The sequence below is a fragment of the Labrys sp. KB_33_2 genome, from assembly GCF_052114505.1.
Classification (GTDB): domain Bacteria; phylum Pseudomonadota; class Alphaproteobacteria; order Rhizobiales; family Labraceae; genus Labrys.
The window spans coordinates 38441-63352 of the sequence record NZ_JBFREW010000009.1 but is presented as its reverse complement, the minus strand read 5'-3'; the positions used below and the strand labels follow the sequence as shown (position 1 = coordinate 63352).

Below are 24912 nucleotides of genomic sequence, written 5' to 3'. Positions count from 1 at the left end.
GCAAATGGCGAGTGTGACACTCAAGAATATCCGCAAGGCCTTTGGCCGGATCGAGACCCTGCATGGCGTCAACCTGGACATCGAAGACAGGGACTTCGTGGTCTTCGTCGGTCCGTCGGGCTGCGGCAAGTCGACCTTGCTGCGCCTGATCGCCGGATTGGAGGACATCACGTCCGGCGACCTCCTGATCGACGGACAGCGCGTGAACGACAAGACCCCCAAGGATCGCGGCATCTCGATGGTGTTCCAGTCCTATGCGCTCTATCCGCACATGAACGTCTATCAGAACATGGCCTTCGGCCTGGAACTGGCGAAGACCGATACGCAGACCATCGACCAGAAGGTGCGCGAGGCAGCGAAGATCCTGGAACTGACGCCGCTGCTCGAGCGCCTGCCCAAGCAGCTGTCCGGCGGCCAGCGCCAGCGCGTCGCCATCGGCCGCGCCATCGTGCGCAACCCCAAGGTCTTCCTGTTCGACGAGCCGCTCTCCAACCTCGATGCGGCGCTGCGCGTGCAGATGCGCATTTCCATCGCCAAGCTACACAAGCAGATGGGCGCCACCATGGTCTATGTCACCCATGACCAGGTGGAGGCCATGACGCTGGCCGACAAGATCGTGGTGCTGAACGCGGGCAATGTCGAGCAGGTCGGCGCGCCACTGGAACTCTACCACAACCCGCACAATTTGTTCGTCGCCGGCTTCATCGGTTCGCCGCAGATGAATTTCATCGATACCGAGGTGCAGGCGGCCGACGCCTCCGGCGTGAAAGTCGCCTTGCCAGGCGGGGGCAGCGTGGTGGCCAAGGTCGACGGCAACGGCGTGCGCGCCGGCGACAAGGTGAAGCTCGGCATCCGGCCCGAACATCTGCAGGAAGCCGGCGGGGAGGCCTCGTTCACCGGCGATGTCGAAGTGGTCGAGGAACTCGGCGAAAGCCATTTCCTATATGTGCGCACGGCGGACGGCAGGCTGGTGACATTGCGCCATGCCGGGGACGCACCCGTGGTCGCCGCGACCAAGGTGAATATCGGCGTGCCGGGGGAACTGTCGCATGTCTTCAAGGCCGACGGGGCGGCCCTGCGGCGGCTCCAGGCCTAGAACGATCTCGGCGGACGGCACCAGGGGCGTCCTTCGGGAACCCTTCGCGTAGCCGCCCGCCACCGGTGCAACGAGCATCGGTCCCGGCGAGCTTCGCCGGACCTGAAAATATCCTCAGATCCCACCTTCAATCATGCCCCAGGATGTGGCAGAGATTTTTATTAAAGCGCTTTGAATCGCCGTTGACGGCAAAGGAAACCCGACATGACTATCCGCGCACTCGTCTGGAACGAGAACCGGCATGAGCAGACCAACGCCCTGGTGCGCCAGCTCTATCCCAAGGGCATCCATGGCGAGGTAGCGGCGGCGCTGGAGGAGGCCGGCGGCATCAGTGTCGGTACCGCGACTCTCGACGAGCCCGAGCATGGCCTGACCGTCGAGAAGCTCAAGAATACCGACGTTCTGCTGTGGTGGGGCCACACTGCCCACGGCGAGGTCAAGGACGAGATCGTCAAGCGCGTGCAGGAGCGCGTCTGGGAGGGCATGGGCCTGATCGTTCTGCATTCGGGCCATTTTTCCAAGATCTTCAAGCAGCTCATGGGCACGCCCTGCGCGCTGTCCTGGCGCGAGGCCGGGGAAGTCGAGCGGCTGTGGGTGCTGAACAAGAACCATCCGATCGCCGAAGGCCTGCCGGAATATTTCGAGATCGAGCATGAAGAGATGTATGGCGAGCCCTTCACCGTGCCCGAGCCGATGGAAACGCTGTTCATCTCCTGGTTCGAAGGCGGCGAAGTCTTCCGCTCGGGGCTGACCTATCAGCGCGGCGCCGGCAAGATCTTCTACTTCCGTCCGGGCCACGAGGCCTATCCGACTTACCACAACGCCACCGTGCGCAAGGTGCTCGGCAACGCGGTGAAATGGGCTTTCAATCCCGCGACGGCCTGGAAGCGAGTCAACGAAGCGCCCAACACGCCGCATGACAAGGCGCCCGTGCCTCTGGAAGTGAAGGGGCCGCGGCTCCACGAGGATGGTGAAGAAGGCTTCCGGTGAATTTGGAGCGCGGACATCTCGGCGACATGCTTGCACGTCGCGATGTCCGCACTTCCTGATCGCGCCTGACGTTTCCAAGAGCGGACGGGATGTCCGCGCTCCCGAGATCATTCCATGTCCAAGATCCGCATTCTCGTGCTCGGCACCGGCAATATGGCGGCCAATCACGCCCGGCACTTCCAGGCCTCTCCCGATGCCGAGGTGGTGGCGGGCGTCGACATCGATGATGCGAGGGCGCGCCAGTTCAGCGACGAGCATGGCATCCCGCACTCCTTCGGCGATCTCGACGAGGCGATCGCCTGGGGCGGCTTCGATGCCGTAGCCAATGTCACGCCCGACAGGTTTCACCATCCCACCACGATGAAGCTGATCCTCGCGGGCAAGCATGTCCTGTGCGAGAAACCGCTGGCCGAAACCTTCCCGCAGGCCGACGAGATGGCGACGGCGGCCGAGGCCGCCGGCCTGATTGCCATGGTCAACCTGTCCTATCGGGATGTGCCGGCGCTGCAGGCGGCCCACGGCATCATTGCGCGCGGCGAGATCGGCGAGGTTCGCCATGTCGAGGCCTCCTATCGCCAGAGCTGGCTGGTGGGCAATCACTGGGGTGACTGGTCGACCGAGCCCCGCTGGCTCTGGCGTCTGTCGGAGGAGCATGGCTCCAAGGGCGTGCTGGGCGATGTCGGCATCCACATCCTGGATTTCGCCAGCTATGCCGTGAGCATGACGCCGGTCGCGTTGCAGGCGCAACTCGCGACTTTCCATAAGGCATCGGGCGACCGGATCGGCGACTATCCGCTCGATGCCAATGACAGCGCGGTGATGTCGGTGCGTTTCGAAAATGGCGCGCTGGGCGTGATCCATACCAGCCGTTTCATGACTGGTTATGCCAACACGCTGAAGCTCAGTGTCTTCGGCACCAAGGGCGCGATCGAGATCAATCACGGCCCCTTCACCAGCCTGCGCATCTGCACCGGGGACGGCATCCACACCCAGGCCTGGCGCGATTTGCACGCCGATCCGGTGAAGACCAATTACCAGCGCTTCATCGCGGCGGTGCAGAGCGGAGAGAACGCCGAACCCAGCTTCCGCCACGCCGCCAATCTGCAGCGCGTGATCGATCGCTGCTTCGACACGGATATCGCCTCGGCCCCACCGATCGCCTGATCGTCTTTCGGGTGCGGGGGCGAGACGCCCATAGGCGCTAACTTTGGGTGGTGGGACCAGATTGGAGGGTCGATCTCCAGATCGACCATCTTGGAAATGTCGAGCCAGATAGAGGACAAAGGTGGTCGATCTCGCTCCATCAATTGATGGAGCTGTGGAGATCGACCCTCCCGCTACCTGCGCCTCTGGCCGCTAAGTTAGCGCCCATGGGCGAGACGCCTGCGTCCCCGGGAGCGGCCTCACAGTGCCTGCGATCAGGCCGCGTCGGCATCGAGCGCCTTCAGGAAGCGCTCGAGTTCCTCGCCGGCAATGCCGACGACCTGGTTCGGCGCCGGGAAGGCACCATTGGCGACGTCGGCATTGTATTCGGAAAATGCCGCGATGCGTTCCTTTTGCAGGCGCTCATATTCAGCGCGGAAATTGCGATAGACCTTGGCATGACGCGGATAATGCCCGTCATGGGCGCCGAGCACATCGTCTGCGAACAGGTACTGCGCATCGCATCCTCCGCCGGCGCCCATGGAGATCATGAATAGGCTGGTCCGGCGGCCGATGGCCGCGGCGACCTCCACCGGCACCACTTCGATCTCCGCCGCAAAAGCACCGGCTTCCTCGAGAGCCTTGGTCTGCTGCCAGACCTGCCAGGCGGTCTCGAAGGTCTTGCCGACAGCCTTGAAGCCGCCGGTCCAGGTCCGATGCGAGGGGATCAGGCCGACATGGCTCACTACGGGAATGCCTTCGTCGCGAAGCCGCCGGATGGTGGCAAGGCTGGCGGCGCAATAGACGGCGTCTGAACTCTGCTGCCTGGCAAGGAAGGCGGCCCGCAGATAGTCTTCCGCGCTGACGTAGTGGCCATGTTCCAGCCCGGTCACCGCAAAGGCCGTCGGTGCCGCATCACGGAAAGCGGGCTCGGCGATCAGCTTGGGGGGAACCGAGAGCATGCCGATGCCGGCGCGCTCGGCCGCCTCGGCCTCTTCCAGTGTGGTGACTCTCAGTTTGGCGATCTGCTTCTTGCCGCGAAGCGCAAGCAGGTCGGCAACGGTGGGACGAAGGCGGGCCATGACGGTCTCCAGGGGGCTGCGGTAAGATCGCATCGTCGAGGCGCAGGACGGATCAGGCAGCGAGAAGGGATTTGAGGCGGGTGTTGGGATCGGTGAGCTTGTCCCTGTCCGGGTGCGCGCGCCTGGCAATCAGCATCTCGCAAAGCCGGATATCCTTGGCGATGGCATTGCCGGGGCCGATGCCACTGGCGGCGACCAGGCGTCCGCCATCGTCGAGATGGCAGAGGATGAAGGAACCGTCCGCACCGTCTCGGCGAATGGTATGGCGCCCCTCGTCGACCAGTCCGGCGACCTGCAGGGATAGGTCATACTGATCCGACCAGAACCAGGGAACGGCGTCAAAGGCGACGTCTTCGCCCAGCATGGTGCGGGCGGCATGCGTGCCTTGCTCCTGGGCGTTGCGCCAGGATTCCAGACGCACGCGCCGTCCGCCATAGACGGGCAGGGGAAAAGAACAGCAATCGCCGGCCGCGAAGATGGCTTCGTCGCTTGTCCGGAGCCTGGCGTCGACGGCGATGCCGTTGTCGACGACAAGGCCTGCCGCCTCAGCCAGCATTATGCTGGGCGAAGCACCGACGCCGAGAACGACGAGGTCGGCGAGCACCAGTTTTCCGCTGGTGAGGCGGACGGCGAGGCCGTCTGGCTCCTCCTCGATGGCGGAGATGCCTTCGCCGCACAGCAGCGTGCAGCCTGCCGCTCGATGGCGCTCTTGCACGACCTCGGCGATATCGGCGGGCACCCCCCGACTGAGCAGCCGTGGAAGTGCCTCGATGATGGTGACCGCCGCGCCGCGCTGGCGGGCGCTGGCAGCGAGTTCCAGCCCGATGAAGCCGCCGCCGATGATGACGATTTCCGCACCCGGACGAAAACGTTCCCTCAGATGCAGGGCATCCTCGAAGCGCCGCAGCGTCACGCATCCGGGCCTGTTCGCGCCAGCCAGGGGCAGCCGGCGAGGCGCTGCGCCGGTGGCAAGGAGCAGCTTTTCATAGGTGAGGGCATTGCCGTCATCGAGCCGAACCAGCCGCCTGTCCCGCTCGATCGTTGCGACGGTGCGCTTGGCCAGATGGACGATGGCATCGGCCTCGAAGCGCTCTTCCGCCACGATATAGCGCGGGGAAGGGCCGGCTTCGTCCAGCAGCGTCGCCTTCGACAAGGGCGGACGCTCATAGGGGGCGTGGACTTCGTCCCCGATCAGGGTGATGGAGCCTGCCCAGCCGTTCTCGCGAAGGGCGAAGGCGGCCCTGGCGCCCGCCTCGCCGGCGCCGACGATGACCATGCCCGGTTGCATCGGATCAACCGAGCTGGATCTGGACCTTGCCGTCGGCGAGCCGGACGGCATAGGTCTTCAGGTTGATGCAGACGGGGGCGCCCTTGGCCTCTCCGGTCTTGTAGTTGAAGCGCCCATTGTGCTTGGGGCATTCGATGATGTCGTCCATCACCAGGCCGTCGGCGAGGTGGATCTGTTCATGGGTGCACAGCCCGTCCGTCGCGAAATATTCATCGTCCGGGCTGCGATAAAGTGCGTAGGTGCGGCCGGCATGATCGAAGCGCAGCACATCTTCCTGCTCGATATCCTCGCTATCGCAGGCGTCGATCCAGGTGCTCATTTTTTCCTCCCGATGTGATTTTGCGTCTTGTGTCTGTCAGTGGTGCTGGCCGGCGAAACGGGCACGCGGGTCGTCGGGCGTGACCACCTCGCCATGCAGGTCGGGGCGATAGGGCTGGGCGCTTGCAGGGAGCACGCGGCGCACGAAATATTCGGGATCCCTCCTCTGTCGAAACAGGGCCGGGATGATCTCGCGATAGGCCGCGATCGTGTTGCGGTAGGGCGTGGGCGTGTCGGCAAGCATGGCCTTATGCAGTTCCGGGAGCGCGTGATAGGGCACCATCGGGAACATGTGATGCTCGACGTGATAATTCATGTTCCAGTACACGAAGCGGAAAAACGGGTTCATGTAGACGGTGCGCGAGTTGAGGCGGTGGTCGAGCACGTTCTCGGCCAGGCCCGCATGCTGCGTCAGCCCGAAATAGAGGGTGAGCCAGCCACCATACATGGTAGGCAGCACACCCACGAACATCATCGGCAGCCAGGATTGCAGTGCTAGCGAGAGTGCGACGGTAGCGGCATGGATGGCGAGCCAGATGCGGGCGACCAGATAGACCTTGCCGCGCTCCATCTCCGGCACGAAGGTCTCTTCCTCCTCGCTGAGCCTGCCGGTGGCATGCAGGGCGAGGCTTTTGAGAGCAGCCCAGGTCGAGGAGATCGCGAAGACATTCGAGACGAGGCGCAGCAGTGCCGGCGGCCGCATGGCGGCGATCTCGGGGTCGCGGCCGACGATGATGGTATCGGTGTGGTGTCGGGTATGGCTCCAGCGCCAGATCGTCGGCTCGCGCATGATCATGAAGCAGGCGATGTGATAGATCACATCATTCATCCAGCGCGTACGGAAGGCGGTGCCATGCCCGCATTCGTGCCAGCGTGAGTCCGAAGCCGAACCGTAGAGAATGCCGTAAAGTGCGAAGAACGGCACGCACCACCAGCTTCCCCGCAGCACTCCGGCGGCAAGGCCGCTCACCAACAGCCCGGCCAGCCATAGGGCGGTGTCGCGGATCGCCGGAGCATCCTTGCGCTGCATGAGTTCCTTCATGCGCTTGCGGGGAATATCGCACCGATACCATTCGGCGGCGGCCAGGCCACTCTCGACGGCGGCCTGGGCATCGCGCCCGATCAGACTGTAGTCGCGCCGGGTCGGCATCATTGCGGAGCTCCCTTGTCCGGCCCGGTTCCGATCAGGCCTCATCCTTGACATCGATGCTATGTCGCACCGGTGCGGGGCTCAATGGGCGGTTGACAGTTTCTATCAAAACACGTCAAAACGACTATCATCATGATGTAATTCCATCAGAGACAGCCATGGCAAGGCCCACGATCCAGGATGTCGCGAGGGAGGCGGGTGTCAGTCCCGCAACCGTTGACCGTGTACTAAACGGCAGGCTTCCGGTCCGGCCGGAAACAGCCCGGCGCGTGGCTGAGGCGGCCAAGGCACTCGGCTACTACGCCGCCGGGCTGATCCAGCAGCGCCTCGATCGCGATACGCCGCATTTGCGGCTCGGCTTCCTGCTGCTCAAATCCGAGTCGCCCTTCTACAGCCTGCTGGCCCAATCCATCGCCGAAGCGGCCGCTTCAGCGCCCGGCTATCGTATCTCCGCCATCATCGAGCATCATGGCGACACCTCGCCGGCCGTGGTGGCCGAGCGGATGCACCGGTTGGGTGAACGGTGCCAGGCCTTGGCCGTCGTGTCAGTGGACCATCCCCAGATCACCGTGGCCGTCGCCGAATTAAAGGCCCGCAACGTGCCAGTCTTTGCCTTGCTGTCCGATTTCGCCGCCGAACATCGGGCGGCTTATGTTGGCCTCGACAATCGCAAGGCAGGACGCACCGCTGGCTGGCTGATCGCGCGGACGGCACGCCGACCCGGCAAGGTCGGCATCATTCTCGGCAGCCATCGTTTCCACGGCCATGAACTCAGGGAAATCGGGCTGCGCAGCTATTTCCGCGAGCATGCGCCCGATTTCGAGGTGCTGGACAGCCGTGTCAATCTCGAGGAACCGAGCATCGCCCATGAGGCGACCTTCGGCCTGATCAGGCGGCATCCGGATCTGGCGGGGCTCTATGTGGCCGGCGGCGGCATGGAGGGCGTGATTGCCGCCTTGCGCGAGGAAAAGGCGGAAGGGCTGGTGGCGGTTTGCCCCGAGCTGACGCCGGGCTCGCGCTTGGCCTTGAGCGAAGAGGTGATTTCCTTCGTCATCGCGACACCGCTGCCGCAACTGCCCGTGGAACTCATTCGCGTCATGGCGCAGGCCTGCCTTACGGGCAGCGTGGAAGGAGCCGGACAGATTTTCCTGCCCTTCAATCTCTATCTTCCCGAAAATATCTAAAACGTTTGACGCCTGCTCGGCCTTGCGGAGCGCGGCCGGGCACGTTGCCGGGCCCGGCCAACAGCAATGGTGCGCGCGATCCCGGCGACCGATGGTGCAGCGCGCGCGAGCGAGCGCGCAAAAGAAATGCGCACTTGACAGGGCAGTGCAAAAATAGAATATTAATTCCAATTAAGATCAAAAACGGTCCAATCATTCTATTTTGATGACAGGTACCGGAAAGCACATGGCGTCGGAAACCGGCGCTGGCGAGGTTGGAAATCAGGCGCTTGCGCCTGCAAGGAGTGTTTCATGACAGGCGGAGCCAAATCCTTCGCTCTCAACCATATGACCGCGCCGAAGCTGCGGCCTGCGGAATTCTTCGCGCTCGCCCGCAATCTGGGGATCGCCGAGGTCGAGATCCGCAACGATCTCGCCGGCAACGCCATACTCGATGGGACATCCGCGGTTTCGATGCGGGAGGAAGCGCGGCGAGCCGGTGTCGAAATCCTGTCGATCAATGCCCTGCAACGCTTCAACGAGTGGACCGCGGCGCGGGCATCGGAAGCGGAAGAGCTTGCCGATTATGCGGCCGGTGCAGGCGCCAAGGCCCTCGTGCTGGTGCCGCGCAATGACGGTGACGGGTGCGGCGATGGCGAGCGCCTTCCCAATTTGATCGAGGCATTGGAGGCGCTCAAGCCGATCCTGTCGTCACGCGGGCTGAGCGGTCTCGTCGAACCGCTCGGCTTCGAAATCTGCTCCTTGCGCCTGAAATCGGAAGCGGTCGCCGGTATCGATACGGTCGATGGTGCGCGGACCTTCAAACTGGTGCATGATACGTTCCATCATCATCTTGCCGGTGAGGCGGCATTGTTCCCGAACCGCACTGGGCTGGTCCATATCTCCGGCGTGGATGACACGTCCGTAGCGGTGGAGGAGATGCGGGACAGCCATCGCGGCCTTGTCGGGGCGGACGATCGTCTGGGCAATATCGCTCAGATCAAGGCGCTGCGCGCCGGCGGCTATACCGGTGCGCTCTCCTTCGAGCCTTTCGCCGAAAGCATACAGAAAATGGATGCCGGGCAGATCCAGGATCGCATCGCCGCGAGCATGGCTCTGATCGCGGCAGGGTTGATGTCCTGAGCAAAACGCGTTCGAGCATGAACGCGTTTTGCTCCAAGCCTTTGTTTCTACGGGCCTTTGTAATTCTGGATGATTCCAGCAAATCGCAAGGTGTTTTGACGGTCTACCAATTCCCCGCAAGGGGATTATCCGGAAAATGACGGGTGCTGCCGGACATCCGACCCAGGGAGGAGACACGATGAAACGGACCCTTTTTGCCCTCGCCGCGACGGCTTTGCTGTGTGGCACGGCGTCCGCCCAGAGCGTGGGCGTCAGCATGGCCAAGTTCGACGACAATTTCCTCACCGTGCTGCGCAATGGCATGACGGACTACGCCAAGACGCTGCCGAGCGTGAAGCTGCAGGTCGAGGACGGCCAGAACGACGTCAACAAGCAGCTCAGCCAGATTCAGAACTTCATCGCCCAGAAGGTTGACGCGATCATCGTCAATCCCGTCGATACCGATGCCACCCCGCAGATGACCAAGCTCGCCACCGAGGCGGGTATTCCCCTGGTGTTCGTCAACCGCATGCCGTCCGATACCAAGCTGCCTGAGAAGGTCGCCTTCGTTGGCTCCGACGAGGCCCAGTCCGGCACACTCGAGATGCAGGAGATCTGCAAGCTGATGGGCGGCAAGGGCGACATCGTGGTGATCATGGGCGAATTGTCGAACCAAGCGGCCCGCCAGCGCACGCAGGACGTCGAGGACGTCATCGCCAAGGAACCCTGCACCGGCATCAAGATCCTGCAGAAGCAGACGGCCAATTGGGACCGGACCGCGGCCATCGATCTGATGACCAATTGGATCACCTCGGGCATCAAGCCGGCGGCCGTGGTTTCCAACAATGACGAAATGGCGATCGGCGCCATTCAGGCGCTGAAGCAGGCAGGGATTGCCGGCGGCAAGACCATCGTCGGTGGTGTGGACGCGACGCAGGACGGCCTCGGCGCGATGAAGGATGGCGATCTCCAAGTCACCGTCTTCCAGAATGCCGAAGGACAGGGCAAGGGCGCCGTCGATACCGCGCTCAAGCTGGCCAAGGGCGAGAAGATCGCCGATCCGATGGTGTGGGTGCCCTTTGAACTCGTGACGCCTGCCAATATGGACAAGTACCTCAAGAAGAACTGAGCGCAATCGCGCCAAAGTCCCTCCGGTCGATGCCGGAGGGACCTGGAAATGTTCACCGCCTGTCTGGCCGCAGGTCCGGAGCCAAGCTTCGGGCGACCAGAACGCACGTCGGCAGCATGGCGCTGGCAGAGGGGAAATGAGGATGGCCGTCGCACAATCGACCGCGCCCGAAAGGGCGGGGCAAGCCAAGTCCGATTACCTGATCGAAGTGGAGGGCGTTCGCAAGGGGTTCCCCGGCGTTCTCGCGCTCGACAATGTTTCGTTCAAGCTGCGCCCGGGCACGGTGCACGCCCTGATGGGTGAAAACGGAGCCGGCAAGTCGACGCTGATGAAGATCATCGCCGGCGTCTATCAGACCGATGCCGGCACGATGAAGCTTCGCGGACAGGAAGTGCGTTTTTCAGGACCGCTCGATGCCTTGGAAAACGGCGTGGCGATGATCCATCAGGAACTCAACCTGATGCAGTACATGACGGTGGCGGAGAATGTCTGGATCCGGCGTGAGCCGCTGACCCGGCTCGGCTTCGTCGACCATGCCGAACTCAATCGCCGCACCTCCAAGCTGTTCGAGCAATTGAAGATCAAGATCGACCCTGCGGCTGAGGTCGGCACGCTCAGCGTAGCCAATCGGCAGATGGTCGAGATCGCCAAGGCCATCTCCTACAACTCCGACGTGCTCATCATGGATGAGCCGACCTCGGCGTTGACCGAGACCGAGGTCTCGCATCTGTTCGAGATCATCCACGATCTCAAGGCGGCCGGGAAGGGCATCGTCTACATCACCCACAAGATGAACGAGCTCTTCGAGATCTCTGACGAGGTTTCGATTTTCCGGGACGGAAAATATATCGGAACCGACCTGGCTGAGAACCTCACCCGTGACGAGATCATCCGGCGCATGGTCGGGCGCGAGATCACGCAGATGTTCCCCAAGGAGACGGTTCCGATCGGCGAGGTCGTGCTGTCGGTCAAGAATCTGACGCTCCAAGGGGTCTTTTCCGATGTCTCCTTCGACCTGCGCGCCGGCGAGATCCTCGGCTTTGCAGGGCTGGTCGGGGCAGGGCGCAGCAATGTCGCGGAGACGCTCTTCGGCGTCACGCCGGCGACGAGCGGCACCATCGCGATCAACGGCAAGCAGGTCAGCATCGGGTCGCCCTCCGTCGCGATGCGCAACGGGATGGCCTTTCTCACCGAAGACCGCAAGGACACCGGCTGCTTCCTCATTCTCGATATCCTCGAGAACATGCAGATGGCGGTTTTGACGCAACGCTATGTCAAGGCTGGCTTCGTCGCCTCCAGTGAAGTGGTGCCGGCTTGCAGCGAAATGAGTTCGACCCTGCGGGTCAAGACTCCCAACATGCACGAGCGCATCGAAAATCTCTCTGGCGGCAATCAGCAAAAGGTTCTGATCGGCCGCTGGCTGCTGACCAAGCCGCGCATTCTCATCCTTGACGAGCCGACGCGCGGCATCGATGTCGGCGCCAAGGCGGAGATCCACCGCCTGATCAGCAAGCTCGCCGGAGAAGGCGTCGCAGTCATCATGATCTCGTCCGAACTGCCCGAGGTTCTGGGCATGAGCGACAGGGTCGTCGTGATGCATGCGGGTCACGTCACCGGTATCCTCGATCGGTCGGAAGCCGACCAGGTCCGCATCATGGAGCTGGCAGCGCGATGAGAGGGATAAGAACACGACAGACACGGCTGGTAGCCGCGCATGGAAAAGAGGCGCTGCCCGGTCGATTCCTGATGGATCGGCGCAGTGGCTTCGAAATGGAAATGCACGAAGTCCGGGAATGGGGAAACGGAGGACGTCATGTCGACCAATGAGATTGCGAACAAGGCACCGGGAACCACCACGACGTCGCCGCGCCGGCGCATACCACAGGAAGTCAGCATTCTGGTCGTGCTGATCGGCATCGGCCTGCTGTTCGAGGCACTGGGCTGGCCGGTCAAGCAGCAGAGCTTCCTGTTCAATGCGGATCGTCTCAGCATCATCTTCCTGCAGACGGCGGTGGTGGGCATCATCGCCGTCGGGGTGGCGCAGACCATCATCACCGGCGGCGTCGATTTGTCTTCCGGTTCGGTGGTGGGGGCAACGGCGATGATTGCGGCCAGCCTGGCGCAGGTCTCGACGGCCCGTTCCATCGTCTATCCCCATCTGTCCGACCTGCCCTTCATCGTGCCGGTGCTGGCAGGGCTGGCGGCCGGGCTGTTCGCCGGCGTCGTCAATGGTGCACTGATCGCCTATGCCAATGTGCCGCCCTTCATCGCCACCCTCGGCATGATGGTTTCGGCCCGCGGTTTTGCCACCTGGTATACTAATGGCGCGCCAATCAGCACTTTCACGCCCTCCTTCAGCATGATTGGTTCGTCGACCAAGATCTTCGGCGATTTCTCGATCAACTTGCCGATCACCATCTTCCTGGTGGTGGCGCTGATCTTCCACATCGCCATGCGCTACACCCGTTACGGCAAGTTCACTTATGCGATCGGTTCGAACATGCAGGCCGCGCGCGTGTCGGGCATCGACGTGAAGAAGCATCTGGTCAAGGTCTATGGCATTGCCGGCCTGCTGTCGGGCTTGGCGGCCGTGGTGATGATCGCCCGCGGCGGTTCGGGCCAGGCCGGTGCAGGCCTGGGCTATGAACTGCAGGCGATCGCAGCCGTGGTGATCGGAGGAACGTCCCTGTCGGGCGGCGTGGGACGCATCACCTCCACCGTGATCGGCCTGCTGATCCTCAGCGTCGTGCAGTCGGGTTTCACCTTCCTGGGCGTGCCGGCCTCTCTGCAGCAGATCGTGCTCGGTGCCATTATCGTCACCGCCGTGGTGATCGATCAGTACCGTCGCCGCCGAAAGGTCTGAAACGGGGCGAAACCATCGAGCAGCTCCTTCGCGAGGAGGGGCTGCAATCTGCTTCCACAGATACGGTCGGTTGCGATCGAGCTCGATTACCCGGACAGTTCCGTTGCCATGCCGGAAACTTTCTATATCTATTCGATCTCAACGGTGACGGACGCCGGCGGGTCCTTCAAGCGATTGACTGGATGAGCCTTGGCACTGTCGCGGGGGCGATGGTTTCCATGGCACCAGGAGCATTCACGATGAATGTCATCCTGGCCAAGAAAGAGGGGTGAGCGGTTCAAGACTTCCGGCCTGTGGGCGGGAGGAGCGAGCCTGCGAGACTTGATGAGCAGCAACACAACAGTCTACCTGTTTCCGCATATTCTGAAATGCGCCGGTTTGAGCGTCAGGGATTATCTCCTGCACGATGTCCCGCCGCGCGGTTCCGCCGTGATCTATTCCAAGCCCGAACAACGGCCCTGGCTCGATCCGCAGGCTCGTGTACCTCAGGCCGATCGCGACGAAATCCGCATCCTGTTCGGGCATAGATTGCCGCGCGCCGCAGCCAGGGGCTTCGACGGCCGCATCATTCGCGAGATCGGCCTGCTCAGGGAGCCGGTGTCCTTCTATGTCTCGCTTTACAATTTCCTGCAGAAGACGCCCGAGAGACATCGGATCGTGGGCATGTCCTTCGAGCAATGGTATCCGACCAACAAGCACAACCGCATCAGCCGCTTCTATTTCAGGCATTATTTCGGTTTGTCCTCCTTGGGCATCCGCAAGATGAGCCAGCGCCAGAGGTTCGAATTCCTCTCCAGGCAGTTCGAGACGTTCTGGTTCGTCGGCGATTATCGCAACTGCGATGCGGTGATGGAGCAGATGACCCAGGATATCGGCTGGAAATTCGAAAAACTGCCTCATGAGAATGCCGCGCCTGCCAATGCGCTGCGCAGCCAGGATATCGGCGAGGCATTGCGCCAGAAGATCCGGGAGGACAACGCCCTTGATCTGGCCCTCTACGAGACCTGGGGCGAGCGCAAATGGGGTGGCAATCCGACACTGGAGCGCGGAGCGGTCCTGAACAATCGTTGGACCTGGCAATAGCTTTTACCGCTGGAGGGCAGGGCCGGCGCGTATTCGGACGGGAACTCGTGAGAGATTCGGCCGGATGCGTGCGAATTGGCCCGGCCGTTTCAGACTCCTGCCCGGTTAGAAGCACAAGGCTTCTTCTGACCGGGTTTTGCTTGTCGCCCCGGTGACGGTTCAGGACCTCGTTCTGCCGGGCCCGGGCGCCAATTGGCTGAAATGGACCGCGGCTATCGCGCCGACACCGGCCAGCAAACGGCAGCAGCCATGCATCTTTCTTGTCGGTCGCCAAAATTGGAAAGGGGAGATGGTGCCTAGGGACGGAATTGAACCGCCGACACTGCGATTTTCAGTCGCATGCTCTACCAACTGAGCTACCTAGGCATCCAGCGCGTCAGCCGAGGCCGAAGCGAGAGCGGGCTTATAGCCAGCGCCTCCGAGGTTGTCCAGCCCTCTCGCGCGGAAAAAATAAGCCGGCTGCAAAAACACCGGTACGCGCGCTGTTCCCACCGGTACAGATGGTAAAAACTCTCTGAATCATGATTGCCGCCGACCCGGGGCGCCCTTAGTCTTGTGGCTCGGTGGCCCGCTCCCCATGCGTATCGCGTGACCGGGGCGTGTCGTCAGTTATGGATTGCGTCCCTCCATAGCTGACGACACGTCCCGGTCACGCCGGCACGCTAGCGTGGAAAGGACCGCCGCCATAGGCCGAGGGGCGGCTAAGAGGACAGGCAAGATGGTCAAGCAGGCAGCGCGCCACGGCGTTTTCGTGCGGTTTTTCTCAGCGTTCGTGCTCATGCTCGCCGTGTTGAGCTGGGTGGCTGCTGGTCCGGCGCAAGCGGCCCCGCTGTTCCAGGCCGACAGCTATTCCTATGCGGCGGACAGCTACAAGGACAGCATCGCCAAGCTGGCCAAGACCATGAAGAAGAGCGCGCCGCAGCTTCAGGAGGAGCTGAAGGCCGCCGTCAGCTCCGACAATGCCCGCAACACCGCGGTGGTGGTGGAACAGTTCATCGCCCTGACACCTAATGACGGCGCGATGTGGAAGCGCCTCGCCGATTTGCTGCTGGTGGCCGAGCCCTTCAACAGCCAGGACCGGTATGAACTGCCCTACAAGGCGCTCGGTGCCTCGATTCGGGCCTATCAGCTTGCCAGGACACCGCAGGAACAAGCGGAGGCGCTGAACGATGTCGCCCAGGCCCTGGTCAAGCGCGAGGACTGGCGCCCGGCCCTCAACGCCTATCGGGCGAGCCTCGATCTGGTCGATAACGCGGAGATTCGCGAAACCTATGAAGAGGTGCGCAAGGATCACGGCTTCCGCATCATCGATTACACGGTGGAGAGCGATGCGCCGCAACCGCGCCTGTGCTTCCAATTCTCCGATCCGCTGAGCAACGCGGTCAGCGACTATGCCCCTTATTTCACCCAGGAGCCTGGCCCTGTCTCGGCCGTTACCGTCGACGGTACCAAGCTGTGCGTCGAAGGACTGAAGCATGGCGGGCGCTACAAGGTCACCGTGCGCCAGGGCCTGCCTTCAGCCGTGGACGAAAGCCTGCTCAAGAACGCCGACTATGAGATCTATGTGCGCGACCGCCTGCCGTCTGTGCAGTTCGTCGGCAAGAGCTATGTCCTGCCGCGCACCGGCCAGGCCGGCATTCCGCTGGTCTCGGTCAACTCCACCCAGGCCCGGCTCGCCCTCTATCGGGTCGGCGACCGCAGCCTGATCTCGGCCGTGATCGATTCCAACTTCCTCGACCAGATCTACGGTTCTCAGGCCGGCGAGATCGCCCGCACCAAGGGCAAGAAGGTCTGGCAGGGTACGATGGACCTTGCCAGCACCGCCAATCAGGATGTCACCACCGCCTTTCCGGTTGACGAGGCGCTCGGCAAGATCGAGCCCGGCCTCTATGTGATGACCGCCCAGCCAGGTGAGGTGAAGGAGGACGAAGACAGCCAGCTCGCCACGCAATGGTTCGTGGTCTCCGATCTCGGTCTGACCACTCTCAAGGGCAAGGATGGACTGCACGTCTTCCTGCGTTCGATCGCGTCTGCCGATCCGCTCGCCAATGTCACGGTGCGCCTGCTAGCCCGCAACAACGAGATTCTCGGCTCGGCGAAGACGGGTGCCGATGGCGCCGCCTTCTTCGATGCCGGCCTGACCAAGGGCAGCGAAGGCCAGGAGCCGGCTCTGGTGGTGGCTTCCGACGAGAAGAACGACTACGCCTTCATCGATCTCACCCAGCAGGCCTTCGACCTCACCGATCGCGGCGTCACCGGGCGCGATCCGCCAGGCCCGGCCGATGCCTTCGTCTATGTCGAGCGCGGCGTCTATCGCCGTGGCGAGACGGTGCATGCAGCCATCCTGCTGCGCGACGGCAATGCCAACGCCCTGGCCGACGTGCCGGTGACCATGGTGGTTCAGCGCCCCGACGGCGTCGAATATTCCCGCACCGTGCTGAAGGACCAGGGCGCCGGCGGCCGCACGGCCGATATCGCCATCATTCCCTCCGCCGCCAGCGGCACTTGGCGCGTCGTCGCCTACACCGATCCCAAGGCGTCACCGGTCGGCGAGACCACCTTCCTGGTCGAAGACTATGTGCCCGATCGCATCGAGTTCGACCTCGCCACTTCCGGCACCCGCATCGACCGCACCAGCGGCGCCAATCTGAAGGTGGACGGCCGCTATCTCTTCGGCGCCCCGGCTGCCGGCCTTGACATCGAGGGTGACGTTTCGGTCTCGACCGACAGCCAGCCCTTCTCGCAATGGAAGAACTATGCCTTCGGCCTGTCGGACGAGAGTGTCGATACGGTGCAAAACACCGTCGACGATCTCGCCCAGACCGATGACAAGGGCCACGCTGAGTTCACGGTGCCGCTGCCGCAACTGCCGACGACCACTCGTCCGCTCAAGGCCAATTTCGTCATCCGCATGAAGGAAGGCGGCGGCCGCGGCGTCGTACGCTCGGCCTCCCTGCCGATCGCCTCCACCGGCCCGATGCTGGCCTTGAAGCCCGGCTTCGCCGAGGGCACGGTGCCCGAGGGGCAGCAGGCCCTGTTCGACGCCATTGCCGTCGATCCCCAGGGCAACCAGGTAGCGGCCAAGGGCGCGACCTGGACGCTCAAGCGTCTCACCACGACCTATCAGTGGTACAAGAGCAACAATCGCTGGAACTATGAAGCCGTCACCACCGCGCGCAAGGTCGGCGGCGGCACGGTCGACCTCGCGGCCGACAAGCCCGCTCAGATCTCGGCGCAGGTGCAGTGGGGCCAGTACCGCCTCGAAATCTCGGCGGATGGACTGGCTTCTTCCTCCAGCTCCTTCTATGCGGGTTATTACACCAGCGAGAAGGCCGACACGCCCGATATGCTGCCGGTCGCCCTCGACCAGACCAGCGTCAAGACCGGCGACACACTGCAGGTCAAGATCGATGCCCGTTTCGCTGGCAAGGCTGCTGTGCAGGTGGTCGGCGAGAAACTGCTGTCCTCCACGCTGGTCGACGTGCCGGAGAAGGGGACCACCGTTCCCGTCACCGTGGGCAAGGATTGGGGCACGGGCGCCTATATCGTGGTCACCCATTTCCGGCCGATGGACGTCGCCGCCAAGCGCATGCCGACGCGCGCGATCGGCCTCGCCTGGTTCGGCATCGACCGCAATGAGCGCACGCTCAAGGTCACGCTCACGCCGACCGAGCTTATGAAGCCGCGCCAGCCTCTCAAAGTGCCGGTGAAGGTCGAGGGCCTCGCCGGCGAGAAAGCCTATGTCACCGTGGCGGCTGTCGATGTCGGCATCCTCAACCTGACGGGCTACAAGCCGCCGGAGCCCGAGACTTTCTATTACAGCCAGAAGCGCCTTTCGGCCGAGCTGCACGATCTCTATGGCCAGTTGATCGACGGCATGGAAGGAGCGAAGGGGCGGATACGCACCGGCGGCGACGGCGGGGCCAATTTCAACAGTCCGCCGCCGACTCAGGCACCCCTGGCGCTGTTCTCGGGCATGATCGAAGTCGGTGCCGACGGCACGGCCGAGATCAGCTTCGATATCCCTGCCTTTAACGGCCTGGTGCGCGTGATGGCGGTGGCCTGGACGCCAACCAAGGTCGGCCATGCGTCGGCGGACGTCAAAGTGCGCGATCCGGTGGTGATCGCCGGCACCTTGCCGCGCTTCCTTGCGGTAGGTGACCAGTCGCGCTTCCGCCTGGACCTCGTGAATGCCGAGGCCGCGCCGGGCGACTACACGCTCGCCGTCACTATGGAAGGACCCGTTGGCGCCGAGCCATCAGCTCTCTACCAGACCGTGAAGATCGGGGCCGCGGGCTCGCGCACGCCGGTGAACATTCCCATTACCGCCAACGGTATCGGCACCGGCAAGCTGGTCGCCACCCTGGCCGGTCCCGGCAATGTCGCCATCGACCAGAGCTTCACGCTCGGCATCCTGCCGGCCAATCCGCCGGTGACACGCCGCACGATCCAGACGATTGCCGCCAATGGCGGCGGCATCACCGTCAATGCCGACCTGGTTGCCGAAATGGTACCCGGCACCGGCGCGGTCTCGCTTTCAGTGGGGCCGTTCAGCGCACTCGACGTGCCCGGCCTGCTTCGCGATCTCGATCGCTATCCTTATGGCTGCTCGGAACAGCTCGTCAGCCGTGCGCTGCCCTTGCTCTATCTCAGTGAGCTCGGCGGCAATGCCATCGATCTCGACGGCACGGTGAAGGAGCGCCTGGGCGATACGGTTCAGCGCCTGCTCGCACGCCAGGATTCGAACGGCGCCTTTGGCCTGTGGAATGCCGACAGCGGCGAGTTGTGGCTGTCGGCCTATGTCACCGACTTCCTGCTGCGGGCCCGCGAGAAGGGTTTCGCCGTGCCGGAACTGGCGCTCAACCAGGCGGTCGACTATCTGCGCAACCGTGTCGGCAATGCGCCCGACGTGGAAGAGGGCAAGGGCGAGGACATCGCCTACGCGCTCTACACGCTGGCTCGGGCCGGCAGGGCGCCGGCAGGTGATCTGAAATATCTCGCCGATACCAAGATCGGCCAGTTCGGCAGCGCCATGGCGCGGGCCCAGATCGCCGCGGCCCTCGGCATGCTCGGCGACAAGCCGCGGGCCGGCGAGGCATTCGGCTCGGCTGCCGAAGCGCTCCAGAAGGAGACTGTCGATGCCAGCCAAGCCTATCGCAATTACGGCTCGCCGCTGCGCGACGCCGCGGCGGTGGTGGCGCTTGCGGGTGACGGCAATGCAGGCCTGCCGGTGATCAAGGCGGCGCTCAAGGTCATCACCGATGCGCGCTCCAGATCCCGCTATGCCTCGACCCAGGAGATGACCTGGATGGTGCTCGCGGCACGCAGTGTCGCCGACCAGGCCCGTTCCGTCAGGCTGATCGCCGATGGCTCGGAACAGCAGGGCGCCTTCTACAAGGTCTATCGCGGCGAGGCGCTCAAGACCCCGCATTCCGTCTCCAATCCCGGCGCCTCGGCTCTGCAAGCCGTGGTCGCGGTCTCCGGCTCGCCCGTGGTGCCCGAGCCGGCCGCCAACAACGGCATGAACCTGACGCGCACCTATTTCTCGCTCGACGGCAAGGCCGTGGACCCCGCGGAGGTGAAGCAGAACACCCGGTTGGTGGTGGTGCTGAATGCCAGCCGGAGCGGCGACAACCAGACTGGCAACTTCCTGCTCGTGGACCGGCTTCCGGCTGGTTTCGAGATCGAGAATCCGAATCTGGTCGTCACCGGCGAGACGGGCAGCATGGCCTGGCTGAAGGACCTCACCGACGTCACCCATTCGGAGTTCCGCGACGACCGCTTCGTCGCCGCGTTCACCGATCAGGCCGCCAAGGTCGCCTATGTCGTCCGCGCGGTAGCGCCTGGCCGCTACATCCTGCCCGGCACCACGGTTGAGGACATGTATCAGCCCGAGCGCAATGCCACGCTTGCCACCGGCACGCTCACCGTCACCGAGAGGTAGAACGGACTGAGATGACCAATCGGCGCGTCCATATCCTATGCGCGCTCTTGTTCACGGCCCTTATCGCCGTGAACGCCGGCGGCTTTGCGCTTTCGGAGGCAGTGCGGCGCCTCGGCCCGGTGCCGCTGGGCGAAAGCGTGACCTATTCTCCGCTGGTGGTGGATCGTGACGGCAGGTTGCTGCGCCCCTTCACCACCGCGGACGGCTATTGGCGACTGCCGGCAAAGCCGGAGGAGGTCGACAGGCGCTTCCTGTCGATGCTGGTCGCCTATGAGGACAAGCGCTTCTATTCCCATCACGGCATCGATCCGGTGGCGATGATCCGGGCGGCCTGGCAGATGCTGAGCCGCGGGCGCATCGTCTCTGGCGGCTCGACCCTGACCATGCAGGTTGCCCGCCTGCTCGAGCCGCGACCGGATCGCACCTTTGCCGACAAGGCGGCCGAGATGATCCGTGCCGTCCAGATCGAGAACCGGCTGAGCAAGGAGCAGATCCTCGGCCTCTATCTGGCGCTGGCGCCCTATGGCGGCAATCTGGAAGGAACGCGGGCCGCTTCGCTGGCCTATTTCGGCAAGGAACCCAAGCGCCTTTCGACGGCGGAGGCGGCCATGCTTGTGGCCTTGCCGCAGGCTCCTGAATCGCGTCGGCCGGACCGAGTTCCTGCCGCGGCCAAGGCCGCCCGAAATCGGGTATTGCGGCTTCTCGCCGGCAAAGGCGCGCTCCATCCCGACCAGGCCGAGGCCGCCACGCTGGAAGCGGCGCCGCAGGGGCGCAAGCCCTTCCCGATCCTGGCGGCTCATGTCGCCGAACGGCTTGTGCGCCAGGACCTTATGCGTCAGGTCCAGGCCGGCAAGCGCGATCCCAATCCGGTGCTAACAACCACGATTGCGCGCTTCCTGCAGGAGCAGCTCGAAAATCTGGCGCGTGAGCGGGCGACGGCTCTGGGCGGCGGGGTTTCGATTGCCATCGTCGCCGTCGACAACGCGACCGGCGAGGTGAGGGCGCATGTTGGCGGGGTCGGCTATTTCGACAAGGCGCGGGCCGGCCAGATGGATCTCGCCGAATCGCTGCGATCGCCGGGGTCCACCCTCAAGCCCTTCATCTACGGCCTCGCCTTCGAGGACGGCCTTGCCCATCCCGAGACGCTGGTGGACGATCGTCCCGTGCGCTTCGGGGTCTACAAGCCCGAGAATTTCGACGATGCCTTCCAGGGCACCGTCACGATGCGCCGCGCCTTGCAGCAATCCCTCAACGTGCCGGCGGTGATGCTGCTCAATTCCGTTGGGCCGAACCGGCTGATTGCCCGCATGAAGAGTGCCGGTGCCGAGCCGTCCTTGCCGCCCGACGCCGTGCCGGGCCTGGCAGTCGGTCTTGGCGGCGCCGGCGTGAAGCTCACCGATCTTGCCACCCTTTATCTGGCGCTGGCGCGGGATGGCGAGGCGCTCCCGTTGATCTGGCGGGCGCAGGACCGGGCGCTCGGTGCGCAGCCCCATCGCCTGTTCGAGAAGGCCGCGGCCTGGCAGGTCGGCAATGTCCTGATCGGGGCGCCGCCGCCGGAGAACGCCGTGGGCGGCAAGATCGCCTACAAGACGGGCACCTCCTATGGCTATCGCGATGCCTGGGCCGTCGGGTTCGACGGTGCCAACACCGTCGCAGTCTGGGTCGGGCGGCCTGATGGTGCGCCCGTTTCGGACCTGGTCGGGCGCAAGGCCGCTGCTCCCATCCTGTTCGATGCCTTCCAACGCATCGGCGAGCGGCGCGTGCCGCTGAAGTCCCCGCCGCCCGGTGTGGTCTTCGCGCGAACCTCGGAGCTGCCGCCCGCCCTGCAACGGTTCCGCCCGGGCGCTTTGCCCGAAGTCGCGGCCGCCGGTTCGGGCGATGCACCGCTGGTGATCTCCTTTCCGCCCGATGGCGCGAGGGTCGAGGTCTCGGCCGACGAACCGGACGCCACACTCTCTCTCAAGGCCATGGGCGGTGCTCCACCTTTCACCTGGCTCGCCGATGGCCTGCCGATCGTGATCGGCGAACAGCGTCGCGAGGCCATCTGGGACAAGCCGGGCAAGGGCTTCGCCCGCCTCTCGGTGATCGACGCCAGGGGACATACGGCCAGTGTGCAGATCAGGCTGGATTGACGGCGGTTTGCGCGGCGCCTCGATGACCCAGTACGAGTTTTTTCGGCCGGAACCATAATATTCCTGTCAAGAAGCGAGCCTAGCCTCAGGTAACGGCATTCCATTCATTGGCTGAAATCCATTTTTCCGGGAGAACGCATCGTGCAGGCAGGGCGTTACGTGATCAAGCAAGGCGATACCTTGTGGGGAATCGCCGGCCGTTACTATGGCAATCCGGTGCGCTGGCCGGAGATCTATGCCTACAACAATGAGCCGGCTATCGTCGCCAAGACGGGACACGGCATCGTCAATCCCGACCTCATCAGGGCAGGAGCGGTGATCTACCTGCCGAGGCAGCACCGTCGCGTGGTGCTGCGCGGCGCCCCGGCAGGCACTCCGGCGGCGACAGCGACCGCCCAGTCAGCCAATCCGCCTGCGCCCAACTCGCCTGCCTCCGTACCCGCCCCGAGGGGCAGCTCGACCCCTTCTCACACGCATGTGCAGCCCGATGCCGGCAGCAATCCTGCGGCCAGGACGCTCGCGAACAATTTCGGTTTCGGCTATCAGCTTGACGACCTGTCGATCATCGAGATCAAGGGCAATGGTTTTTCGGCCAGGGTCAAGCTGAAGGGGGCGATCTTCCTGCAGCCGACCGACAAGGTGCCGCTACTCGTCTACAGCAACCGCGGACTGGAGTCGCAGGCGCGCCGGCAGACCTCAACCGTGCTCGGCGAACTGGTGTCCGGCGGCAAATTGAGCTGGGACCGCAAGTCCAACAGCGTCACCTATGAATGCCAGCTCACCTTGCGCGCGAATGCCCATTCGCCGGGGGCCCAGTTTTCCGCCGGCATATCGAGCACGGGAGAGCCGGTGCTCAAGGCCACGCTGACCTATCCACGCATGACCGGGCGAATCCGCGACTACGTCTATGTCGCCAGCGAGTTCAAGGTCGAGATCGAGCTGAAGCCGGATCAGCACCTGCGTCCGCCCCTGCCTGAGCCGGTTCTCGTACCCAGCTATCGTCCCGTCCCGGATGCAACACGGGTTTGGCGTCCCGAGCCCGTGCTCTCCAATCGCAGGCCCGCGCCTTCCCCGGAGCCCTCGTCAGGTATCCATTGGGGCAAGGCAACGGTGGCCATCGTCGGGGCCGTGGTCATTGTGGGACTGACCCTGCTCGAGGATGCCGCTACTGCCGGTGGCGGCGTGGCCGACGATCCGGCGAGCTTCGCGGCGGCGGGCGCCCTGCTGCGCTGGGGTTTGCGCCGGGCAGCCGTACAGGCAGCGCCGAGACTGGCGCCGGCGCTGGCCTACTAGAGCAAAGTGCGTTCATGACTGAACGCTTCTTCATCGCCTCTTTCGCTCTTTCAGCACGAAATTTGTTCTTCGATGCGGTTTCAGAGTTTTACAGGCCGGTCAGCAACGCTGGCCGGCCTTTTCTTGTCGCCGATGCGTCAATCGAGATTGCGTGTTAGACAAAGCCGAATAATTGACGGCCGCTCCGCGGCATCGCCGTGTGTCCTCGCCTGAAAATATCGGTGTATGCATGCCTTCATCTTTCTCGCCCGACCAGACCGCCGATCGCTCAGAGCCGGCGGAGAGCGCTGAAGTCGGGCTGCTGATCGATTATCTGCAGCGCAAGGGACGCTTGGAAACCGAAAGCCCGACGGCTCTCTATCGGCGCCTGCAGGATGCCCTGCGGAGCGCCATTTCGGAGGGCATCGTTCCGGCGGGCGCCATGATCCCGGGCGAACGTGAACTGGCCCAACGCCTTGATCTGTCGCGCGTGACCGTGCGCAATGCCATCAAGGGGCTGGTCGAGGAACGGTTGCTGGTCCAGCGCCACGGCGCACGAACCAGCGTGGCGCTGCGCCTGGAAAAGCCGATGACGGTGTTCACCAGCTTTTCCGAGGACATGGAGGCGCGGGGCCGTGTGCCCGGCACCACTTGGCTACGTCGCGAGGTCGGCATGGCCGACACGGCCGAAGCCATGGCGCTGGGCCTGTCGCCGGGTGCTGGGGTTTGCCGCCTGCATCGGCTCCGGCTGGCGGATCGCGTGCCGATGGCGATCGAGTATTCGGTGCTGCCGGCCGAGTTCCTGCCGAGCCCCGACCTGATCGAAGGTTCGCTCTATGTGACGCTCGATCAGCGTGGCTGTCAGCCGGTGCGGGCCCTCCAGCGAGTGAGGGCCGATGTGGCGACCGCCCATGAGGCGCGCCTGCTCGAGATCGAAACGGGTGCGCCCATCCTTGAAATGGAGCGCCGCTGCTCGTTGGAAAACGGACGCGTGGTCGAACTGACCCGCAGCCGCTACCGCGGGGATGCCTATGATTTCATGGTCGAACTGGCCCGCCGCGGCTGAATCGCAAGTGATTTTGCAACTGGTATTAAACAGGTTGCATTCTGGTCCTGTCGGTGTCAGGCTTCCTCATC

General features: G+C 63.7%; 18 protein-coding genes and 1 tRNA gene. 14 read left to right on the top strand and 5 right to left on the bottom strand.

Annotation, left to right across the window (positions count from 1 at the left end):
• Positions 1–4: 4 nt before the first annotated feature.
• The 3 genes from AB4037_RS16955 to AB4037_RS16945 all read left to right on the top strand — a co-directional run bounded on the left by AB4037_RS16955 (position 5) and on the right by AB4037_RS16945 (position 3250).
• Positions 5–1096, top strand: a complete 1092-nt coding sequence (locus AB4037_RS16955) for an ABC transporter ATP-binding protein (RefSeq protein ID WP_441772304.1) — start codon at positions 5–7, stop codon at positions 1094–1096.
• 204 nt (positions 1097–1300) lie between these two features.
• The gene (locus AB4037_RS16950; protein WP_434957028.1) at positions 1301–2086 is read left to right on the top strand and encodes a ThuA domain-containing protein; all 786 of its coding nucleotides are present in this window, start codon (positions 1301–1303) and stop codon (positions 2084–2086) included.
• A 123-nt stretch (positions 2087–2209) separates the two neighbouring features.
• On the top strand, positions 2210–3250 hold the full coding sequence (locus AB4037_RS16945; RefSeq protein ID WP_434959659.1) for a Gfo/Idh/MocA family protein: 1041 nt from the start codon (positions 2210–2212) through the stop codon (positions 3248–3250).
• A 254-nt stretch (positions 3251–3504) separates the two neighbouring features.
• Here AB4037_RS16945 and AB4037_RS16940 read toward each other — a convergent pair whose 3' ends face one another.
• From AB4037_RS16940 to AB4037_RS16925, 4 genes are read right to left on the bottom strand one after another with little or no spacing between them, the layout of a single operon-like run.
• Positions 3505–4311: a 3-methyl-2-oxobutanoate hydroxymethyltransferase gene (locus tag AB4037_RS16940; protein WP_434957027.1), complete on the bottom strand. Its 807-nt coding sequence runs from the start codon at positions 4309–4311 to the stop codon at positions 3505–3507.
• A 52-nt stretch (positions 4312–4363) separates the two neighbouring features.
• The gene (locus tag AB4037_RS16935; protein WP_441772303.1) at positions 4364–5587 is read right to left on the bottom strand and encodes an NAD(P)/FAD-dependent oxidoreductase; all 1224 of its coding nucleotides are present in this window, start codon (positions 5585–5587) and stop codon (positions 4364–4366) included.
• A 16-nt stretch (positions 5588–5603) separates the two neighbouring features.
• Entirely contained in the window at positions 5604–5918 is a 315-nt protein-coding gene (locus tag AB4037_RS16930; protein WP_434957025.1) for a MocE family 2Fe-2S type ferredoxin, read from the bottom strand.
• Between the two features lie 36 nt (positions 5919–5954).
• Positions 5955–7070, bottom strand: a complete 1116-nt coding sequence (locus AB4037_RS16925; RefSeq protein ID WP_441772302.1) for a fatty acid desaturase family protein — start codon at positions 7068–7070, stop codon at positions 5955–5957.
• Positions 7071–7225: 155 nt separating this feature from the next.
• Here AB4037_RS16925 and AB4037_RS16920 point away from each other — a divergent pair, with 155 nt between their 5' ends.
• The 6 genes from AB4037_RS16920 (at position 7226) to AB4037_RS16895 (ending at position 14427) form a co-directional block, all read left to right on the top strand.
• Positions 7226–8251, top strand: a complete 1026-nt coding sequence (locus AB4037_RS16920; protein ID WP_441772301.1) for a LacI family DNA-binding transcriptional regulator — start codon at positions 7226–7228, stop codon at positions 8249–8251.
• 291 nt (positions 8252–8542) lie between these two features.
• Positions 8543–9373 (top strand): TIM barrel protein, encoded by an 831-nt coding sequence (locus AB4037_RS16915; protein ID WP_441772300.1) that lies wholly within the window; start codon positions 8543–8545, stop codon positions 9371–9373.
• Between the two features lie 178 nt (positions 9374–9551).
• The gene (locus AB4037_RS16910) at positions 9552–10481 is read left to right on the top strand and encodes a sugar ABC transporter substrate-binding protein (protein ID WP_434957021.1); all 930 of its coding nucleotides are present in this window, start codon (positions 9552–9554) and stop codon (positions 10479–10481) included.
• Between the two features lie 142 nt (positions 10482–10623).
• Positions 10624–12156 carry a sugar ABC transporter ATP-binding protein gene (locus tag AB4037_RS16905; protein ID WP_441772299.1) on the top strand — a complete coding sequence of 511 codons (1533 nt, stop codon included), beginning with the start codon at positions 10624–10626 and terminating at the stop codon, positions 12154–12156.
• A 138-nt stretch (positions 12157–12294) separates the two neighbouring features.
• Positions 12295–13344 (top strand): ABC transporter permease, encoded by a 1050-nt coding sequence (locus AB4037_RS16900; protein ID WP_434957019.1) that lies wholly within the window; start codon positions 12295–12297, stop codon positions 13342–13344.
• A 324-nt stretch (positions 13345–13668) separates the two neighbouring features.
• Positions 13669–14427: a hypothetical protein gene (locus AB4037_RS16895; RefSeq protein ID WP_441772298.1), complete on the top strand. Its 759-nt coding sequence runs from the start codon at positions 13669–13671 to the stop codon at positions 14425–14427.
• Positions 14428–14717: 290 nt separating this feature from the next.
• Here the strand turns inward: AB4037_RS16895 and AB4037_RS16890 are convergent.
• Positions 14718–14793: transfer RNA gene (locus AB4037_RS16890), tRNA-Phe, on the bottom strand.
• Between the two features lie 352 nt (positions 14794–15145).
• On the opposite strand from AB4037_RS16890, the gene AB4037_RS16885 reads away from it, so the two are divergent.
• The 5 genes from AB4037_RS16885 to AB4037_RS16865 all read left to right on the top strand — a co-directional run bounded on the left by AB4037_RS16885 (position 15146) and on the right by AB4037_RS16865 (position 24841).
• A complete protein-coding gene (locus AB4037_RS16885; RefSeq protein ID WP_441772297.1) occupies positions 15146–20371 on the top strand; it encodes an MG2 domain-containing protein in 5226 nt (1741 codons plus the stop codon).
• A gap of 11 nt (positions 20372–20382) precedes the next feature.
• Positions 20383–22503, top strand: coding sequence for a penicillin-binding protein 1C (pbpC, locus tag AB4037_RS16880; RefSeq protein WP_441772296.1), 2121 nt, complete (start codon positions 20383–20385; stop codon positions 22501–22503).
• A gap of 141 nt (positions 22504–22644) precedes the next feature.
• Positions 22645–23796, top strand: a complete 1152-nt coding sequence (locus tag AB4037_RS16875) for a LysM peptidoglycan-binding domain-containing protein (RefSeq protein WP_441772295.1) — start codon at positions 22645–22647, stop codon at positions 23794–23796.
• Between the two features lie 14 nt (positions 23797–23810).
• The gene (locus tag AB4037_RS16870) at positions 23811–23954 is read left to right on the top strand and encodes a hypothetical protein (RefSeq protein WP_434957014.1); all 144 of its coding nucleotides are present in this window, start codon (positions 23811–23813) and stop codon (positions 23952–23954) included.
• Positions 23955–24025: 71 nt separating this feature from the next.
• Positions 24026–24841, top strand: coding sequence for a GntR family transcriptional regulator (locus AB4037_RS16865; protein WP_441772294.1), 816 nt, complete (start codon positions 24026–24028; stop codon positions 24839–24841).
• Positions 24842–24912: the final 71 nt, after the last annotated feature.

What these genes read in the sequence shown, in the direction of transcription:
- AB4037_RS16940 (WP_434957027.1), bottom strand. Translation starts at nt 4,311, where the DNA reads ATGGCCCGCCTTCGTCCCACCGTTGCCGACCTGCTTGCGCTTCGCGGC.
- AB4037_RS16865 (WP_441772294.1), top strand. Translation starts at nt 24,026, where the DNA reads ATGCCTTCATCTTTCTCGCCCGACCAGACCGCCGATCGCTCAGAGCCG.
- pbpC (WP_441772296.1), top strand. Translation starts at nt 20,383, where the DNA reads ATGACCAATCGGCGCGTCCATATCCTATGCGCGCTCTTGTTCACGGCC.
- AB4037_RS16915 (WP_441772300.1), top strand. Translation starts at nt 8,543, where the DNA reads ATGACAGGCGGAGCCAAATCCTTCGCTCTCAACCATATGACCGCGCCG.
- AB4037_RS16870 (WP_434957014.1), top strand. Translation starts at nt 23,811, where the DNA reads ATGACTGAACGCTTCTTCATCGCCTCTTTCGCTCTTTCAGCACGAAAT.
- AB4037_RS16925 (WP_441772302.1), bottom strand. Translation starts at nt 7,070, where the DNA reads ATGATGCCGACCCGGCGCGACTACAGTCTGATCGGGCGCGATGCCCAG.
- AB4037_RS16935 (WP_441772303.1), bottom strand. Translation starts at nt 5,587, where the DNA reads ATGGTCATCGTCGGCGCCGGCGAGGCGGGCGCCAGGGCCGCCTTCGCC.
- AB4037_RS16900 (WP_434957019.1), top strand. Translation starts at nt 12,295, where the DNA reads ATGTCGACCAATGAGATTGCGAACAAGGCACCGGGAACCACCACGACG.
- AB4037_RS16885 (WP_441772297.1), top strand. Translation starts at nt 15,146, where the DNA reads ATGGTCAAGCAGGCAGCGCGCCACGGCGTTTTCGTGCGGTTTTTCTCA.
- AB4037_RS16920 (WP_441772301.1), top strand. Translation starts at nt 7,226, where the DNA reads ATGGCAAGGCCCACGATCCAGGATGTCGCGAGGGAGGCGGGTGTCAGT.
- AB4037_RS16895 (WP_441772298.1), top strand. Translation starts at nt 13,669, where the DNA reads ATGAGCAGCAACACAACAGTCTACCTGTTTCCGCATATTCTGAAATGC.
- AB4037_RS16950 (WP_434957028.1), top strand. Translation starts at nt 1,301, where the DNA reads ATGACTATCCGCGCACTCGTCTGGAACGAGAACCGGCATGAGCAGACC.
- AB4037_RS16930 (WP_434957025.1), bottom strand. Translation starts at nt 5,918, where the DNA reads ATGAGCACCTGGATCGACGCCTGCGATAGCGAGGATATCGAGCAGGAA.
- AB4037_RS16910 (WP_434957021.1), top strand. Translation starts at nt 9,552, where the DNA reads ATGAAACGGACCCTTTTTGCCCTCGCCGCGACGGCTTTGCTGTGTGGC.
- AB4037_RS16955 (WP_441772304.1), top strand. Translation starts at nt 5, where the DNA reads ATGGCGAGTGTGACACTCAAGAATATCCGCAAGGCCTTTGGCCGGATC.
- AB4037_RS16905 (WP_441772299.1), top strand. Translation starts at nt 10,624, where the DNA reads ATGGCCGTCGCACAATCGACCGCGCCCGAAAGGGCGGGGCAAGCCAAG.